The organism is Candidatus Methylomirabilota bacterium (assembly GCA_036001065.1).
Classification (GTDB): Bacteria; Methylomirabilota; Methylomirabilia; order Rokubacteriales; family CSP1-6; genus MNEF01.
Map to the genome: position 1 here is coordinate 1 of DASYUQ010000136.1, position 16,798 is coordinate 16,798.

Genomic DNA, 16,798 nt, shown 5'->3' on the forward strand with positions numbered 1-16,798 from the left:
GCTGCCCAGCCGGTTGCCGACGATCCGGCGCATGACGGCCTCGGCGATGTCCCGAATCGTCTGCTGCGGCTCCCGGACCCGGAAGAGATAGCGGACCGGGTCCTCGATCCGATACTGGACGATCCACTGGACGTCGATCACATTCAGGTCGCCCGTGAGCATCAGCGATTCGTCCTTCAACGCCTTGTCGTCCGCGTACTGCGTCCGCTGGCCGGGCCTGCTCGCAACGGTCCGGAACCCGAATTCCTCCTTGAGGACCCGGGCGGTGGGCACCAGCTGGACCGTCTCGATGCCGTACGGCAGCTTGAAGTGGAGGCCGGGTCCCACGCTCCGCACCACCGCTCCGAAACGCTGGACCACGCCGGTTTCCTCAGGTTGCACCGTGAACCAGCTCGACAGGAGCAGGATCAGCAGGAGGACCGCGGCCACTCCGATCCCGATGAAGCCAGGGCGCAGCCCGGGCAAGAGCCCCCGGGCGCGACGGGCCAGCCCTCGCAGGTCGTCGCTCCGGTCGTCGTCGGGGTCCCCTCGTGAGTTCATGGCTGCCTCGGCGCACGGCCACCCCGCGTGGTGAGGACGAGATCCGCCCTGCCCCCGGTGTGCGTGCAGTCGACGGTCCGGCCGGCGAAAATCAGCTCGGACAGCTCGGCGTCCACCAGCAGCACCGTCGAGTCCTTGTGCTTCACGACCTGATCGCCGGCCTTCATCCGGTCCGCGAACAGCCCCAGCTTCCCGCCCGGACTGCGCGCCAACCTCAGGGCCGTCTCGGGATCGTCAATGTTCGCCGACCGCTTTCTCTCCAGCAGCACCTCCTTCGCGCGCTCCGTAACGTGCACCATGTCGCACCTCCTTTCGTGAAGCGGGCCGGCCGTCAGGACAGACGCTAGGGGATCAGCCGGCGCTCTGGGGAAGCGCAACCGCGATGCCAGGTCCGGTCTCGCGCGCGAGGGCCAAGCATGGCGGGCAGTTGGCGCGGACCCACGGGCGGCGCTCATGCCCGGCGACCACGACACGCTGTCGCGTCCTCGACAGCGTGTCGTCGCCTGTCGCGGCGGCGGCCGGTCGCTGGGCCACGGCCCGGCTGATCAGCGGCCGGACCCCGCCCGCGTCATCGGTACCCCGAACCCCGCCACGACCAGTAGGATGATGACGGTCCAGAACACCGGCTCCTACCCGCCGAGCGCCGCCCACGGGCGCCAAGGCCTGGACGGCGTGAGCGCCGAGCGCCACCGCGCAACTGATGCCCGCATAGCGCCGGGGCCCGCAGGATCGGCGTCGTTAACTCCTCGCGGGCTGGCCGCTCACCCCACCCGTTGGGCCGGTGGGAGCGAAGGTGCGCTCCTGGGCCTGCTGCCGTTCAAGAACTGCAGTCGCCGTCGTTGTCCGCGCGAAGTCCGACATGATGTCGCCCCGGCGACATCCCGTCGCGCTCAACCCATCCTCAGCGGTCGCTCGGCCCTGGACCGGGCCGTTAAATGCGCGTCGGACCTTCCGCCGGCGGATGCCCCACTTCGCCGAGTCTGGCACCCCAATTGCGAAGGCGAACGGGGCAGGAGATGGCTGGTATGCCTAACCAGGGCGAAATGCGCCGCGGCGTGGTCATGGTCGTTGAGGATGACCCTGAAATGCGCGCCATGCTCAAGGACTTCCTGGAGCGGGAGGGCTATCGGGTGATCGATCGAGTCAGCGGCGAGCAGGCGCTGAAGGCGATCGAGTCGGAGGGATTCACTGCGGTCATCCTGGACAAGGAGATCCCGGGAATGCGGGGGCTCGACCTCTTGTCTGTCCTGCGCCGGGACTGGCCGAAGGTTCCAGTGATCTTGATCACCGCCTTCGGAGGAGCGGCGGTGGCTGAGGAGGCCTTTGCGCGCGGCGCGAACCGCTATCTCGAAAAACCCTTTCGGGTCGATGACCTCCTGGCTGTCCTGAGATCGGTCACCACCGAAGACCGCTGTCCCAGACCGCGCTAATGGGCCAGGCCGTCTCGACGTCCCGGACTCTCATTGGGAGGTGACGGGAGTGAACTCACGAATGTTCGTCGCGCTCGCACTGACCGGCCTTTTGCTGGCCGCGACGGCGCACGCCGGCAGCGAGGAGCGGCACTCAGGGAGAATCGTCGCTGTGGAGCCCAAGACCGGGGCGATCACCCTCGAAGAGATGGGGCCCTGGACGGGCCCCGGACAGGGGCTCATCAAACGGTCGGTCGAGTTGACGGCGCAGACAGACATTGCGCTCCTCGCCCGGACCGACGAGGCCGCGGCCGGAGAGTGGCCGGGGGCGTTCAAGGAGTCTCCCTTGAGCGCGATGGAGTTGCGCCCTGGAGATTACGTGACCGTGAGTGTCGAGGCCCATGGCGGTCGGCTCTTTGCTCGCTCGATCGCCGTCGTCCGGGTCGGGCCGGCCAAGCAGACGACCACAGCGATCCAGCCACCCGCGAGGACCGCGACGCCCGAGCCTCGCAGGACGAGGACCCGTGGCTACTGAACGTCAAGCGCCGGGCACGTCGGACCCCAGGAATTTCGACGCAGCGGCCGAGTGGGAACGTCCTCACCGCGGGCTGAAGGGGAAATGACATGGAGAGTCAGCGCCCATACGTCAGAGTGGTTCCGCTCCTCGTCTTCCTCGTGCTCCTTGCCGGTTGCGCCAAACGGCCCGCGGTGAGCGTAGCGTCGGCTCCCCCGGCGCCTGGTGCCGCCCGTGCCGAACCCACCACGCCAGCGGTCCCCTCCGCAGCGCCACGAGCGCCAGTAGACCAGGAGCGCCCGGGTCTCCGGCCCCCAGGGACGACACCGACCCCTGCTCGGCCGGCACCCAGTGAGTTTCGTCGCATCTCCGAGCTCACGGACATCCATTTCGACTTCGACAAGGCCGAGATACGCCCCAGGGACGCCGCGATCCTCGACACGCATGCCCGATGGCTGAACGCGCGCCCCGACTATCTCATCCTGGTGGAAGGGCACTGTGACGAGCGCGGCACGAACGCGTACAACCTGGCCCTGGGCGACCGGCGTGCCAAAGCCACGGTGAATTATCTGCTCTCGCGGGGCGTCCAGGCGAGCCGCTTCACGTGGATCAGTTACGGCGAGGAGCGACCCTGGTGCACGGAGGGCGACGAGTCATGTTGGACCAAGAATCGGCGGGCCCACTTCCTCGTCAAGCTTCGCTAGGCGGCGGACGGTCCGGCCAGCGAGGAGAGGGCATCGGCAACCACGCCTCGGGGTCTTTCCCTGCCCGGGCCCACGACCCGTCACCCATGAATGGTGACAGCCTGGTTCGCATCTATATCCGGGAGATCGGCCGGATTCCTCTGCTCACCGCCCAGCAAGAGGTCGAGCTCGGGCGGCGCATCGAAGCTGGGGAAATCGCGCTCCGCCACGCCGTCGCCGGAATCCCGACGGCCGTGCAGATGCTCCTCGAACTCGGTGATCGGCTGCGTCGGGGAATGCTTTCCGCCCCCGACGTCATCATCTCGCCCGACGGCGAGGAACTTCAGGCCGCCCAGACGAGGCTGACGCTGCTGACCTTCCGACGTATCCGTCGCCTCGAACGCGAGATTGCCGAGCTTCAGCGATCACCGAGCAACCAGCGGCGGTCGACGGCCGCCCGGGCCCGCTGGACGAAGAAAGTCTCCGCGAATCGCCAAGCCATCCAGGACCTCGTAGGAATGATGCCGCTCCGGCCCGGGGTGATTGACGCGCTCGTGAGGCGTGTCCGGGCTCGGTGCCAGCGCCTCGACGATCTGGCGCAGGGCCAACTCGGCCGAACCACTCGAGAGCTGCGACGGCTCCGCCGAGGAATGGGGCTACCGGAACGACAACTTCGGCTGCTGCTGGCCGAGATCGAGCGAGGCGATCGCTTCGTCCGCCAGGCGAAAGGCGAGCTGATGGAGGCCAACCTTCGCCTCGTCGTCTCGGTGGCCAAGAGATACCTGGGCAACGGCCTGCCCCTGCTCGACCTCGTCCAGGATGGCAACATCGGCCTGATGAAGGCGGTCGATCGCTTCCAGTATCGCCGCGGCTTCAAGTTCTCCACCTACGCGACGTGGTGGATCCGCCAAGCGGTCACCCGGGCGATCGCGGATCGTTCCCGGACCATTCGCCTCCCCGTCCATGTGTTCGAAACACTGAACCGCATCTCACGCCTGGCCGGTACTCTGAGGGCCTTGGAGGGCCGCGAACCGACGCCGGACGAGCTGGCCCGACGAGCGAACCTGCCAGTCAAGAAGCTCCACTTCCTCCTCGTGGCGTCACAGACGCCCTTGTCGCTCCAGTACCAGGTCGGTGAGGACTCCGAGCTGGGCGATCTGCTGCCCGACAACGGCGCCACCGCTCCGGACGCCTACCTGACGCAGGCGGCCCTCAGGACCCAGATCGACCACGCTCTGGCAACCCTGGACCCCAGAGAAAGCGAGATCCTGCGTCTCCGATTCGGCATTGGCGCAGACCGAGAATATACCCTGGAAGAAATCGGGGCCCGCTTTGGGGTGACACGGGAGCGAATCCGGCAGCTCGAGGACAAGGCGCTTCGTAAGCTCCGCCGGCCGCTGCGCGGACGTCACCTGAGCGTCTTTGCGGAGCCCTGATGGAGGTCGCTGTGCTGGGCTGGATCGCGGCCGGCCTCCTTATCGGCTAGTGCCGTTCCAACTATTCGCGCCTAGGAAGACACCGTGTACGTCGTTCGTGGACAGATTTAGTATCAACAAGTTGGAACGGCACTAGGAGCTTCGGGCACCGCGATGCGGAGTCGGCTCTCGCCCTGCTCGTCGAGGTGTTCCCGCGTCATCTCATGGCGCTGTCGGGGCCCTTCTGCTCGTGGTGGGTGCTGGTCCGGCGAGTGAGGCGACGGCTCCTTCCGGCGATGGAGGAAATCGCACATGACGCGATTCACCATCGCCCAGGCCTCGTCGTAGAGGCCATCGTGGTGTGAGCAGAGTCCTACATCCCCAGGGAGCCGGAGACTGCAGATCGCGCACAGGCTCATGATATCCGGTCAAAACGTCAGGACATGTTGGGCCTCGGCCATGTCGTCCAGCAAAAAGGCCGTCAGGCCCCGCACCCCGTCGATCTCCGGTACGAGCTGGTCGCGCTCGACCCCGCAGATAGCCATGGACGCGGTGCACGCGTAGAGGCGCGCGTCCCCCGCGGCCTTGATCTCACGAAAGAGGTTGCGCAGGTCGCCGAGGCCCTGCGCGGCCAGTCGCTCCCGCACGGCCCCTTCCTGGCCCCGATAGCCGGGCGAGAAGTGGGGTTCCCCGGCGCCGGCGTGGGTGATCCCATACACGGCCTCGTCACGGAAGAAGACGCGTACGGCGACGCCGGAGCAGACGGCGGCCATCAACATAGTGGCAACCTGCACCAGGTTGTTGAACTCCCCCCGCGAGACGATGACCGCCACGCGCTTCACGCCGTCCGCTTCCTGAGGAAGGAGACGATGACGCTGTCCCCCCGCTCGTGCGCGACGAAGACGTGGCCGGTGTTACGACACCACGCCGGGTAGTCGTGCTCGGCGGCCGGATCGGTGGATAGCACCCGTACCAGCTGGCCGGAGGGGAGTGGACCGAGCGCCCGCATCAGGCGGAGGATACCCTGGGCGCAGAGCAGGCCCCGGTTGTCCACCGTCACGGCGCTCTCGTCCACGGCGAGGTCAGGCACCGTCGCGGCTACCAGTTCCAGACCGTGTCGAACTGGTCGACGAACCGGCCGAACTCGCGTCGCCTCAGGAGCTTCACGCCGGCGATGATCTCGCTCTTGGCGATCCCGCGCGCTTCGAGGTCCTCGGCAAACGCGTACACCGGGATTCGCGCGTCCTGCACGGACCGGAGGTCGGTCTCGATCAGGAATCCCGGCTGGACGGTCCCCCCGGCGATCGTGATGCCCGTCCCGGACTGGCCACTGACGGCGTAGTTCACCGCCTCCTCGGCGAGGAGGACGGTGAGCGTGGCGCCGGTGGCCGGCGCGAACGCCGAGGCAAACAGTCCGATGTCACTGTCCTCGAGGTTGCCGTATTCGGTATGCGAAAGCACCGAGAGGATCTTCTTCTCCATCGCAGCCTCTCTTTAGTGGCCCGATACGAGCAGGGTCCGGTGGGCCTGCTCGGTGAACTTGTAGATGTCGGCCAGCGTGCCGTGCACAACCGGATCGAGGTGGTAGCCCTGTGGAACGCCCCGTTCCACGCAGCAGAGCCCTCAGACGTACCAGTTCAGGTGCGGTTCGCCCTTACCCTTGTCGAGCAGCCGCTCGACGAACTCGGCCGTCGTGCTGTGGGCCTTGCCCGCGTCGGTGTGGTGTTCGGGCTTGTCCTTCCAGATCGGATCGTCGTGCTGCTTCTGCGCCTTTGCCGTGAGCAGCACGCCGTCCTCGTAGCCGAGCACGTTGACGTCGTAGCCCTTGCCGAGCGCGGCGTCCACGAGCCGGAACACGCTCACGGGAGTCTCGCTCCCGTAGGGGCCGGCGGTGAGGGTGATGTGGATGGTCTTCCGTGCGCTCATCGATCGCCTCCTCAGTGCCAGATCGCCTTGTCCGAGTGCTCCATCAAGAGATCGACCAGTTCGTCCATGGTGCTGACATCGACGTCTTTGGCCACCCGGTCGCCCACGAGTCCCCGCTCTCGGAGGGCGACCTCGTCGGCGAGGACTCTGAGGCCCTGGGACCGGGCCTCCTTGCGCAGCCCGGCGCCGGCCTTGAAGCTCTGGCGGGCTACGAACACGGCATCTTGAAGCAGGAAGACCGTCACGTCGTGCCGCTCGGCTTTGAGCTGCTTGCCTAGCTCGAAGGCGTAGGTGCCGCCGTCCAGCGGGTTCTTGGTCTCGATCAGCAGGTACACGGCCATGTCATTCGTCTCCTTTTCCAGCCCGCGCCCCGGCATCTCACCGGGGCCGTCTGACTCCTTTCGGCCTATTGGGCACCGGCCCTCAGGCTTCAGCGGGACCATAGCCAGCGCCGCAGGGGTCGAGGGACGCCGCGAGCCGGGCGCGGCGGGGCTCGCTGAACGCGCTCGCCACTGTCGAAGATGCGGACAGTCACGATGTCATCCTCTGGCTCAAGAATCAGGACGTAGCTGAGGCCGTGGTCGGTGAGGAGTCTGTCGAGCGCCCATTCGAGCGGTTGGCCCTCGATCGCAGTGCGGCGACACGTCCTCGCCGATGGTTTCTCGAGGACCACCCGGATCCCTGTGCTCGCCTCGACCCGCTTGAAGACCTCGTCGAGCGCTGTGTTCGCACAATACACGGTGAGGAGGCCTGCTTGGTATGTCACGGTCAGGATCTCCTCCGACCTGGGCTCCGCCGCGTCCGCGAGAGGAGTTGTCAAGCGGAAGGCTCCGGGGCCCCCTCCGGCGCCAACCGCTTCGATGTGGATGGTCAGGCCAGGGACGACCCCAGTAGCCAAGATCACCACGGCAACCAAAATACGAACTAGAAGAGACACTAGGCGAGCAGCTTGATGACCAGAGCGACCACCAGCGCAGAGAGCCCGAGGGCCCCGGCCACCACTAAGCCCTGGAGCGAGTTGGGAAGTTTGCGGATCTTGTCGAGCATTCCTTCCTCCCTTCGGCCGTCGGAGATGGCACCGACGGGCGGGTGCACTTAGGCCCCGGTCCCATGCTGCAGAGCCATCAGCCACGCCAGCAACAAGAGGCAACAGGGGTGCCAGACGAACCGGAACCCTCCCCAGAGAAAACGTCAAGCCACACGCCCAGTTGAACCAGTTCTCAGTAGGGCATTGGTGAGAAGTCTGGCAAGCGGGTACGACATGTTGTCGCCAACTCGACACCGTGTCGCTTCAGAGCCCGACGTGGCCGAGCCCGATAAGCGCGCCGGTCCCCGAGCACATCGGCGAGCTCGGTCCAGAAGCGCGTCCCGGCCTCGGGATGCTGCGCGAGGAGATGCCAGGGTCTGTCGTCTCATGGCCGGCTACGAGCAGCGTGTGCCAGGCGTCGGCACCCTCAGCAGCACGGGAAAACACATTCGGACGATCGCCACCCCTGCCAGCCGAACAGGGCCATGGTGCGCGATGACACAACCGGGCCGCGCGGTGATCGGGCCAGATCCTCGTGACCGCCGGTGAGAAACTTCTCATCTGAGTCTCACGGATCCCTCATCCGTGTTTGCCAGGCTTGGGGCAGCCGTAAACGAGCGAAGGAAGGCGACCGCAGGAGTGTCGCGTCTGCCGATCAGGAGGCCATGCCCGGCGACTGAAGTCGGCGCGAGGCCACGACGTCGGTGAGGGGACTCCGGGCGGCGGGGGGTGAGGGTACCGATGCGCATGGACGATTGGTGGGGCGAGATCGATGACGCGATCCTGGGCTACCTGGCCAGCAACGGGCCCGCGGAGTCCAGGCAGATCGCGGCCCACCTCAACATTTCCGAAGGCGCGGTAACGTCGCTGCTGTCGATCCTGGCGCCCGAAGGCAAGATTCGTATCGCGCGGGTCGAGCTGCACCGTGAGTGAGCCGGTCGCTGTTTCCATCCTATCCCCCCGAGAGGTCCGGGCGGCCCCGGGGTTCATCCAGACCTACATCTTTTCCACTGATCACAAGACGATCGCCCGCCAGTTCCTGTTCCTGGGTCTCGTCATGATGATCCTCGGTGGCCTCCTCGCCATGCTGATCCGCTGGGAACTCGCCTGGCCCGAGACGTCGATCCCCTGGCTCCGCTGGGTCCCTGAGCCCTATCTCTACGATGGCATCGTCCCGCCCGAGACCTACAACATGCTCTTCACCATGCACGCGACGCTCATGATCTTCTTCGTCGTGATGCCGATCCTCATCGGCGCCTTCGGGAACTTCCTCATCCCGCTCATGCTAGGGGCGCGCGACATGGCCTTCCCCAGGCTGAACATGCTCTCCTTCTGGACCGGAGCTCTCGCCGGACTCGTCATGCTCGCGGGCTTCTTCGTTCCCGGAGGGCACGCGGCCACCGGATGGACCGCCTACGCGCCGCTCGCCGCCGTGCCGGAGTATACGGGGACCAACTGGGGCCAGAACCTCTGGTGCATTAGTCTCTTCGTCCTCGGTGCCTCGTCGATGATGGGCTCGATCAACTACATCACGACGGTGATCAACATGCGGGCCCCCGGCATGACGTTCTTCCGGATGCCGCTGGTCGTCTGGGCCCTGTTCATCACGGCCGTTCTGGCGTTGCTGGCGCTGCCCGTCCTGATGTCGGCGGTGGCGATGCTGTTCTTCGACCGCTGGCTGGGGACGAGCTGGTTCAAGCCGGCGGGCGGCGGCGAGCCGCTCCTCTGGCAGCACCTCTTCTGGTACTTCGGACATCCGGAGGTCTACATCCTGATCCTGCCGGCCATGGGCATCGCCTCCGAGATCCTGCCGGTGTTCGCACGCAAGCCCATCTTCGGTTACCACGCGATGGTGTTCTCGATGATCTCGATCGCCTTCCTCTCCTGGGTCGTCTACGGCCACCACATGTTCGTGAGCGGCATGAACCCGGCCCTCGCCCTGTCCTTCATGACGACGACGATGATCATTGCCGTGCCCTCGGCCATCAAGAAGTTCAACTGGCTCGGCACGCTCTGGGGTGGGCGCATCCGACTCACGGTGCCGATGCTGAATGCGCTGGCCTTCGTGTGGATGTTCGTCATCGGTGGGCTCAGCGGGATCTTCATGGCCTCGACGCCCGTCGACATCTACATCCAGGACACCTACTTCATCGTGGCCCACATCCACTACGTCCTGTTCGGAGGCTCCCTGTTCGCGGCCTTCGCGGCGATCTACTACTGGTTCCCCAAGATGTTCGGCCGGACGATGAGTCGTCTGCTCGGGCACCTGCACTTCTGGCCGACCTTCGTCTTCTTCAACCTGACGTTCTTCCCGATGCACATCCTCGGCCTCGGGGGCCACATGCGCCGGATCTACAACCCCACGCAGTACGAGTTCCTGCTGCACCTCCAGCCGTGGAATGTCATGATCACCGTGTCGGCGTTCGCGCTCGCCATCGCCCAGATCCCGTTCGTGATCAACTTCTTCTGGTCCTTGTTCCGCGGCCCCCGGGCGCCGGTGAACCCGTGGCGCGCGAACACGCTGGAGTGGACCGCCCCCTCGCCGCCGCCCCATCTCAACTGGGGGCCGCGGCTGCCGACCGTCGAGCGCGGGCCATACGAGTATGGCCACCCGGAGTCGGATGAGGATTTCTTCCCGCAGAGCCGGCCGGCCATCTCGGCGGGAGCCCACCAGGAACCAGGGTGAGGCTCCGCCAATCTGTCGGGCGGACGACACCATGTCGCACCTCGCCGGTCACCCGTCTCGGTCCGCAACCGAGAGGAGACTGTGCCCTCCGTGACCCGACATGATATCGCCCGCGCCCGGGCCGAGGGGTGGTGGGGCAGTCCCGTCACCGTTCGTCAGGAGGACATACTGGAGCGCTAGCGTCGCTCGGGCGCCACTTGACCCCGGACACGTGCCGGGGGGACCATGCTCTCGCGCATGCTGCCGCGTGGCCGCTCGGAGCGCGTGATCGTTCGCCGGCTGGTCCCATGGGACTGAGACTCCGCCTGAGCCTGGTCCTCATGATTCCGCTGGTCCTCGTCGTGGGCGTATACGGTTTCATCCGCATCCGCGTCGAGCAGGCGGAGCTCCTCCAGGAGGACCGGCGGAACATGGCGCTCACGGCCAAGGCCATCCAGATCGCCGTCGAGAACGCGCTCAGGGACCGCCAGATCTCCGACATCCACCACCTGCTGTTCGAGATCGTCGAGGCTCAGGAGCTGATCGACCGGATTCGAATCTTCAACCGGAACCGGGAGCCCGTTCTGGTGTCGAACCCGCTGGTGATCGCTGACGAGCTGCCGCCGGCGACGTTGCAGTACGTGATCGAGACTGGCCAGCCCCAGGACTTTTACCAGCGCCGCGGCAAGCAGCCGGTCCTCTACTACCTCGTCCCGCTCAGGGACCCCGACGGACAGATCAGGGGGGCAATGGAGATCGTCCACCTCGCCGCCGGCGTCGAGCAGCGCGGCCGCGCCGCGATGTGGGACGTCTGGCTCCGGCTCGGCGTCCTCCTGGCGCTGGTGGCCGTTCTCACCGGGCTGACGCTGCAGCGCCAGGTCCTCCGTCCCCTCGCGCGTCTCATGGAGGGCATCCGGCGGCTCGGCCAGGGGCAGCCCGGCACGCCCCTGCCCGTCGACCGGCGTGACGAGCTGGGCCGGGTCGCCGACGCGTTCAATACGATGGCCGAGCAGCTCGCCGAGGCCCGGCGCAAGCTCCTGGTCGAGACGGAGCGGGCCCTCGATCTCGAGCGCCAGCTCCGGCACGTCGAGGTCCTGTCGGTCGCGGGCCGGCTCGCCACCGGCCTCGCCCACGAGGTGGGAACGCCCCTCAACATCATCTCGGGCCGCGCGGAGTTCGTGCTCCAGACCCTGCCTCCGGAGGACCGGCGCCGCGAAGACCTGGCGGTAATGATCGGGCAGATCGACCGCATCTCCGGCATCATCCGGTCCCTGCTGGACGTCGTGCGCCCGGCGAAGCCGGAGATCCAGCCGACGAGCCTACCCGCGGTGATCGAGCGCCTGCTGCCGCTACTGCGGCACACCGCCCGGCGCCGGGGCCTCACCCTCGACGCCTCCGTCCCCGATGACGTCCCGCCTGTCCTGGCGGACCCGAACCAGCTCCAGCAGGTGCTGATCAACCTGGTGATGAACGCGGTCGAGGCCACGCCGGCAGGTGGGCGCGTCCACGTCACGGTGCGGCAGCGGGTCGCGGCGGCCGATAGCGGCGTCGAGGTCGCGGTCGCCGACACCGGTCCGGGGATTCCTCCGGAGATCCTCCCGCGGGTTTTCGAGCCGTTCTTCACCACCAAGCCTCCGGGCCAGGGGACCGGTCTCGGCCTGGCTATATGCCGGGACATCGTCCGCGAGCACGGGGGCGACATTCGCCTGGAGAGCGGGCCCCAGGCGGGCACGACGGTAACGATCTGGTTGCCGGAGGTGGAGGCCAGCCCGCCGTGACGCCGAAGCTCCTCGTGGTGGATAACGACGCCGAGATGGTGAAGATGCTCGAGCGCCATCTGACGGGCGAGGGGTACGGCGTGACGATTGCGATCAGCGGGCAGGACGCCCTCGGCGCGCTCGCGCGGGACGAATTCGCCGTCGTCCTCAGCGATCTCAAGATGGACAACGTCGACGGCCTCGCGGTGCTCCGGGAGGCCCAGCGACTCCAGCCGCGAGCGCGCGTGCTGCTCATGACCGCCTACGGGAGCCTGGAGACGGCGATCGAGGCCATTCGCCAGGGCGCTCACGACTACCTCACCAAGCCCTTCAAGCTGGCCGAGGTCAGCCTGGCCGTGCGGCGGGCGCTGGACGAGCAGCAACTGCGCGAGGAAAACCGCCGCCTCCGGGCGGAGGTCGAGCAGCGCTACGGCTTCGAGAACTTGCTGGGACGGTCGCGCGCCATGCAGACGGTCTTCGAGCAGATCCGCTCGGTCGCCGAGAGCGATGCGACGACGCTCCTGCTGGGGGAGAGTGGCACCGGCAAGGAGCTCATCGCCCGCGCGATCCACTGGAACAGCGCGCGGCGCGATAGCGCCTTCGTGCCGGTCAACTGCGCCGCCATCCCCGAGACCCTGCTGGAGTCCGAGCTGTTCGGGCACGAGAAGGGCGCGTTCACCGGCGCGGCCCGGAAGCGGCGGGGCCTGTTCGTCGAGGCTCACAGCGGCACGCTCTTTCTCGACGAGATCGCCGACATGTCGCCACCGCTGCAGGCCAAGCTCCTCCGCGCCCTCCAGGACAAGGTGATCCGCCCGGTGGGCGGCAACGCGGAGGTGCGGCTCGACGTCCGGATCATCAGTGCCACCAATCGCGACCTGCCGGCCCTGGTCGCCGATGGGAAGTTTCGCGAAGACCTCTACTATCGCCTGGCGGTGATCCCGATCCGGATCCCCAGCCTCCGGGAGCGGACGGAAGACATCCCGCTGCTGGCCCGCCACTTCCTCGAGCGAGCCGCGACATCGCTTGGCAAGCGCCTCGAGGGGTTCAGCGAGGAGGCTCTGGGTTGGCTCCTCCAGCACCGGTGGCCGGGCAACGTCCGCGAGCTAGAGAACGTCGTTGAGCGGGCGGCGACCCTTTCCCGTGGCCCCCTGATCCAGCTCGGCGACCTCCGGACTGAGTTCGCCCAAGCCGTGGCCGCGGAGACCGCCCTTCGTCCGACCCTCGCCGAGCTCGAGGCTCAGTACATCAGGCGCGTGCTCGCCGAGACGGGCGGCGACAAGCGCGCTGCGGCCAAGATCCTCGGCGTGAGCGTCCGCACTCTGCAGCGGACGTTCAAGGACTCCTGAGGGCCGCGCCCGACAGGCTGTCGGGCCGGCGACATCCTGTCGCCGGACCTTGATCGGTCTCCCGAGTGAGTGTCCTCTAACCGGCTGTCGGGCTGTGCTTTCGTCTGCCCACCGCCTTGGCACCGGCCTTGCCGCACTTCCTGGGGAAAAGGAGGGATTGCGATGGCGCATCGAAACCCGTGGAGACTCTGGAGCGGTGCGCTGGCCGTGGCCGTCGGCCTGGCGGCCTGCACCCAGCAGGGCGCGCAGAGCACCAGTCCGGCCATCGAGGACCGAACGCTTTCCCTGAAGCCGGCGTCCGTGACCACGACAGCCCCCTTTCTGTCGGTCCGGCTCGAGGCCATGAAGGTCACCCAGAGAGTCGAGCAGGGGACAAACAAGGTCGTGGACCCGCCGAAGCTCTCGGCCACGCTGAAGCTGAAGAATACCTCGGCCGACCACGCGCTTCGGCTCATCAGCGGCGAGATCCGGTATCTCGACGCCGCGGGCAAGCCCATCCCCCTGGCGGAGGGCCGCGAGGAGCCGCGCTTCCAGTTCTACTCGTACTCGGACCAGCGGCTGGATCCGGGCATGGAGACCTCCCAGGACCTGTCCCTCGCCTTCCCGGCGGTCGCCCTCAAAGACAAGACGCTTCGGGACATCCGCCTGGAGCTCGATTACCTCCCGGTCCCCTACCGGGAGGAGGCCGTCACCCTCTCCGTTGCCGTGGGCGAGTAAGCCTGTCGGCCTCGAGAAGACTATTGCTCCGGCCGACGGCCGGCGCCCCCGGGGGCGCTCGGCGCCCCGCCGCGCTGGTCGAGGTCGCTCACCGCGAAGCCCACGAAGACGAGGATCGTGAACTCGTCGTACTTCGAGCGGCCGACGCCGTCGAACAGCCGGTTCCGGAACTCACCGCTGCGCGGGTCGTAGAGGTAGGCCTGCACCTCGGCGCGACCCCGGTTGCGCACCCACTTGAAGAGCGCGATCTCGGGGATCGGCACCGAGACCACCGGGACCTGCAGGGCCGGCAGTCCCAGCAGGGTCTCGCCCCGATCCAGTCCCAGGATCGAGGCGAAGACCTTGAGGCGCAGGTCGGCCTCGGCCTCGGCCCCGACCATGTTCGCGCCCCGGGCGGCGAGCTGCGCCGCCACGAACTCGCGAGCGAACGCCTGGTCCCTGGTCCACGCGTAGAGCTCCAGGGCTACCCGTCGTCCCGGCCGGCGCGTGGTGTCCAGCTGCGCCATCGCGCGCTCGAGCGCCCGGACGAGCAGCTCCTGCTCGGTCGCCGAGCGCCCGGTCATCGTGACCTGTCGCACGGTGCACCCGGCTCCCAGGGCGAGGACGGCCGTCACCACGACCACGGCGGGCCACTGGAGGGCCATCGTCCCGAGGGGCCCCGCGTCGCCTAGTGCCGTTCCAACTTGTTGATACTAAATCTGTCCACGAACGACGTACACGGTGCCTTCCTAGGCGCGAATAGTTGGAACGGCACTAGGCCCGGCGACCGGCCGCGGCGCCGTCGGGCGGATAGGCCAGCGAGCCCTTGACCTCCGCCACTCGCTCGGGCGGAAACTCGGGCAGACACAGCTCCCCCCGAGCTCGCCATTCGTTCACTTGCGCCTCCGCGGCCCGGCCCTTGGCCTCGTCGGGGCCGCCATCGCTGGCCAGATACGTCGTTTGCGAGGGGAACGCAAAGCCCGTTCCGCTGGCGGCCACGAGGTCCATGATCCGCAGATAGACATCCTCCCGTACGGCCAGGAACTCGCCATAGTCCGAGGTGAGAACGTAGGCGAAGATCTCGAGGTCCAGCGAGTAGTCGCCGAAGCCCACGAAGCGGATTCGCGCCGGATCAGGGTGCACCTTCGGGTGGGCGTAGAGCATCTCGCGGATCTGGACCAGCACATAGCGGAGCTGGTCGGGCGTGGTCTCGTACCGGAGCCCCAGGCGCGCCGACAGCCAGATCCGATCCCGCTGCGCGAAGTTCTCGAGCGGAAGGGCGGCGAACTCGGCGTTGGGGATGGCCACCACGGTACGATCCAGGGTTCGGACCCGGGTCGAGCGCAAGCCGACCTCCTCGACCGTCCCCACCCGATCTCCGAAGCGGCAGAAGTCGCCCACGCGCACCGGCTGATCGAGCACCAGCGTCAGTCCGCCGAACAGGTTCTCCAGCGTCTTCTGGGCGGCCAGGGCCACGGCCAGACCCCCGATGCCGAGGCCGGCCAGCACGCCCGTGACGTTGATCCCCACGTTCTGGAGGATGGCGAGCAGGGCGAAGGCCGCCACGACGACCTTGGCCACCTTGCGTCCGACCGGTACCATGGCCAGGGCTGGCGTGCGCCCGCGCACGGTCAAGTGCTCTCTCGCCAGTCCAGCGAACACGTCGATCGTCCGGACCACGATCCAGGCGGCGATGACGATGGCCAGGGCCTTCTCGAGATTCGCGAAGAACGCCCGGACCGGCACCGACAGTCCCAGACCGACCAACCCGAGAGAAAAGAGCACGAGGCCGATCGCCAGCCGCACCGGCCCGCCGATCGATTCCAGGATTTTGTCGTCGAGTGGGGGCCGCGATCGCCTCACTAGGGGACTCAGGACTCGCAGCACCGCCAGGGCGGCGATCCACGAGACGGCGTAGGCGACCGCGACGAGGACGAGCAGCCCGATCCACTGCCAGAGCGCGATGTCCAGGACGCGCACCTCGCGCAGGAGCGGCGGGAGGAGGTCGTCCAGCGCCCCGGAGCCGAACTCCTCGAGCAGCAGGGGGATCTGCGCGACCGAGGCCGCCGAGATTTTCCAGACCTGGCTCCGGTCGGCGGCCGGGATCCGCTGGAGGAGGATCTCCACCGGCCCCGTCTCGGTGTCCAGTGCTCCCAGGCGCTCGAGGCGGAGGGCGAGCCCGTCGTCGGTGTTCCCCTCCGGGTTCGCGCTGAAGGCTTCGGGCGTGGGCCGCAGCGTCCGATCCAGCACGATCCCCAGGTCGCGCGCCCGAGCTGGCCCCAGCGCCGATCGCTTCCCGGGCGGAATCCGCCGCAGATCAAGATACTCGGCCGCCACCTGGTAATCGCCGGCGCGCACGGCCGCCAGGTAGCCGGCGACCGTTCCCCGGGGTGTCGCCCGCCTCAGGGAGTCATCGGCCCCCTGGGCAGGGGCACTCGCCGCCAGGAGGACACCGACGAGGAACGCACCGGCCCGGAGGGCTTTCCCGCTCATGCGCCTGGTGACCCCGGCTACTGCCTGCTCGCGCGCGGGTTGCTCTCGTCAGCCCCAACACCGCGCTGGGAGTCGGACGGAGTCGCGAGCCAGGGGGCCGGAATTCTCGCCCGCCCGAGCGCCGTCGCCAGCCGCTGCGGCGACCCCAGGTCGCACCACGAAACACCGGTGAGCGGCGTCACGGCAAGGATTGGCACGCACTGCTCGAGCATCGCCCGGGAGAAGTCCGGGCTTGGCAGCGCGGCGTAGGCGCGCCGCAGCGCCCGCGTCTCGACCGTGGTACCGACGAGTGGCGCGAGCTGGACGAAGCGGCCGTGGAGCGCCGGC

At 67.7% G+C, this 16,798-nt stretch carries 19 protein-coding genes; 9 read left to right on the top strand and 10 right to left on the bottom strand.

Annotation, left to right across the window (positions count from 1 at the left end; translation table 11 throughout):
- The coding region (locus VGV13_13325; protein HEV8642075.1) for an SPFH domain-containing protein at nucleotides 1–540 on the bottom strand (540 nt) is incomplete at its 3' end.
- Entirely contained in the window at nucleotides 537–839 is a 303-nt protein-coding gene (locus tag VGV13_13330; GenBank protein HEV8642076.1) for a hypothetical protein, read from the bottom strand. The genes VGV13_13325 and VGV13_13330, both read right to left, overlap by 4 nt.
- 762 nt (nucleotides 840–1,601) lie before the next feature.
- Between VGV13_13330 and VGV13_13335 the strand changes: the two genes are divergently transcribed.
- The 4 genes from VGV13_13335 (at nucleotide 1,602) to VGV13_13350 (ending at nucleotide 4,582) form a co-directional block, all read left to right on the top strand.
- Nucleotides 1,602–1,970: a response regulator gene (locus tag VGV13_13335; protein HEV8642077.1), complete on the top strand. Its 369-nt coding sequence runs from the start codon at nucleotides 1,602–1,604 to the stop codon at nucleotides 1,968–1,970.
- Nucleotides 1,971–2,031: 61 nt separating this feature from the next.
- Nucleotides 2,032–2,484, top strand: a complete 453-nt coding sequence (locus VGV13_13340; protein ID HEV8642078.1) for a hypothetical protein — start codon at nucleotides 2,032–2,034, stop codon at nucleotides 2,482–2,484.
- An 89-nt stretch (nucleotides 2,485–2,573) separates the two neighbouring features.
- Nucleotides 2,574–3,167 carry a peptidoglycan-associated lipoprotein Pal gene (gene pal, locus VGV13_13345; GenBank protein ID HEV8642079.1) on the top strand — a complete coding sequence of 198 codons (594 nt, stop codon included), beginning with the start codon at nucleotides 2,574–2,576 and terminating at the stop codon, nucleotides 3,165–3,167.
- Between the two features lie 86 nt (nucleotides 3,168–3,253).
- On the top strand, nucleotides 3,254–4,582 hold the full coding sequence (locus VGV13_13350; GenBank protein ID HEV8642080.1) for a sigma-70 family RNA polymerase sigma factor: 1,329 nt from the start codon (nucleotides 3,254–3,256) through the stop codon (nucleotides 4,580–4,582).
- A gap of 407 nt (nucleotides 4,583–4,989) precedes the next feature.
- Here VGV13_13350 and VGV13_13355 read toward each other — a convergent pair whose 3' ends face one another.
- The 5 genes from VGV13_13355 to VGV13_13375 all read right to left on the bottom strand — a co-directional run bounded on the left by VGV13_13355 (nucleotide 4,990) and on the right by VGV13_13375 (nucleotide 6,828).
- Nucleotides 4,990–5,403 carry a DsrE family protein gene (locus VGV13_13355; protein HEV8642081.1) on the bottom strand — a complete coding sequence of 138 codons (414 nt, stop codon included), beginning with the start codon at nucleotides 5,401–5,403 and terminating at the stop codon, nucleotides 4,990–4,992.
- Entirely contained in the window at nucleotides 5,400–5,651 is a 252-nt protein-coding gene (locus VGV13_13360) for a sulfurtransferase TusA family protein (GenBank protein HEV8642082.1), read from the bottom strand. Before VGV13_13360 ends, VGV13_13355 begins: the two co-directional genes overlap by 4 nt.
- 8 nt (nucleotides 5,652–5,659) lie before the next feature.
- Complete coding sequence (locus VGV13_13365; GenBank protein HEV8642083.1) at nucleotides 5,660–6,043, bottom strand: DsrE family protein; 384 nt, start codon at nucleotides 6,041–6,043, stop codon at nucleotides 5,660–5,662.
- Between the two features lie 141 nt (nucleotides 6,044–6,184).
- Nucleotides 6,185–6,487, bottom strand: coding sequence for a DsrE family protein (locus tag VGV13_13370; GenBank protein HEV8642084.1), 303 nt, complete (start codon nucleotides 6,485–6,487; stop codon nucleotides 6,185–6,187).
- A gap of 11 nt (nucleotides 6,488–6,498) precedes the next feature.
- Nucleotides 6,499–6,828, bottom strand: a complete 330-nt coding sequence (locus tag VGV13_13375) for a DsrE family protein (GenBank protein ID HEV8642085.1) — start codon at nucleotides 6,826–6,828, stop codon at nucleotides 6,499–6,501.
- Nucleotides 6,829–8,255: 1,427 nt separating this feature from the next.
- Between VGV13_13375 and VGV13_13380 the strand changes: the two genes are divergently transcribed.
- The 5 genes from VGV13_13380 (at nucleotide 8,256) to VGV13_13400 (ending at nucleotide 13,999) form a co-directional block, all read left to right on the top strand.
- The gene (locus VGV13_13380) at nucleotides 8,256–8,447 is read left to right on the top strand and encodes a FeoC-like transcriptional regulator (protein HEV8642086.1); all 192 of its coding nucleotides are present in this window, start codon (nucleotides 8,256–8,258) and stop codon (nucleotides 8,445–8,447) included.
- Entirely contained in the window at nucleotides 8,440–10,200 is a 1,761-nt protein-coding gene (locus VGV13_13385; protein HEV8642087.1) for a cbb3-type cytochrome c oxidase subunit I, read from the top strand. The genes VGV13_13380 and VGV13_13385 overlap by 8 nt, the downstream gene beginning before the upstream one ends.
- Nucleotides 10,201–10,487: 287 nt before the next feature.
- Nucleotides 10,488–11,957 carry an ATP-binding protein gene (locus VGV13_13390; protein HEV8642088.1) on the top strand — a complete coding sequence of 490 codons (1,470 nt, stop codon included), beginning with the start codon at nucleotides 10,488–10,490 and terminating at the stop codon, nucleotides 11,955–11,957.
- Nucleotides 11,954–13,282: a sigma-54 dependent transcriptional regulator gene (locus tag VGV13_13395; GenBank protein HEV8642089.1), complete on the top strand. Its 1,329-nt coding sequence runs from the start codon at nucleotides 11,954–11,956 to the stop codon at nucleotides 13,280–13,282. The genes VGV13_13390 and VGV13_13395 overlap by 4 nt, the downstream gene beginning before the upstream one ends.
- Before the next feature lie 162 nt (nucleotides 13,283–13,444).
- Complete coding sequence (locus VGV13_13400) at nucleotides 13,445–13,999, top strand: hypothetical protein (GenBank protein HEV8642090.1); 555 nt, start codon at nucleotides 13,445–13,447, stop codon at nucleotides 13,997–13,999.
- A 20-nt stretch (nucleotides 14,000–14,019) separates the two neighbouring features.
- Here VGV13_13400 and VGV13_13405 read toward each other — a convergent pair whose 3' ends face one another.
- From VGV13_13405 to VGV13_13415, 3 genes are all read right to left on the bottom strand, one after another.
- A complete protein-coding gene (locus VGV13_13405) occupies nucleotides 14,020–14,643 on the bottom strand; it encodes a hypothetical protein (GenBank protein ID HEV8642091.1) in 624 nt (207 codons plus the stop codon).
- Between the two features lie 109 nt (nucleotides 14,644–14,752).
- Nucleotides 14,753–16,471: a mechanosensitive ion channel family protein gene (locus tag VGV13_13410; protein ID HEV8642092.1), complete on the bottom strand. Its 1,719-nt coding sequence runs from the start codon at nucleotides 16,469–16,471 to the stop codon at nucleotides 14,753–14,755.
- Nucleotides 16,472–16,488: 17 nt separating this feature from the next.
- Nucleotides 16,489–16,798 (bottom strand): hypothetical protein (locus VGV13_13415; protein HEV8642093.1); only part of this gene is annotated, 310 nt, incomplete at its 5' end.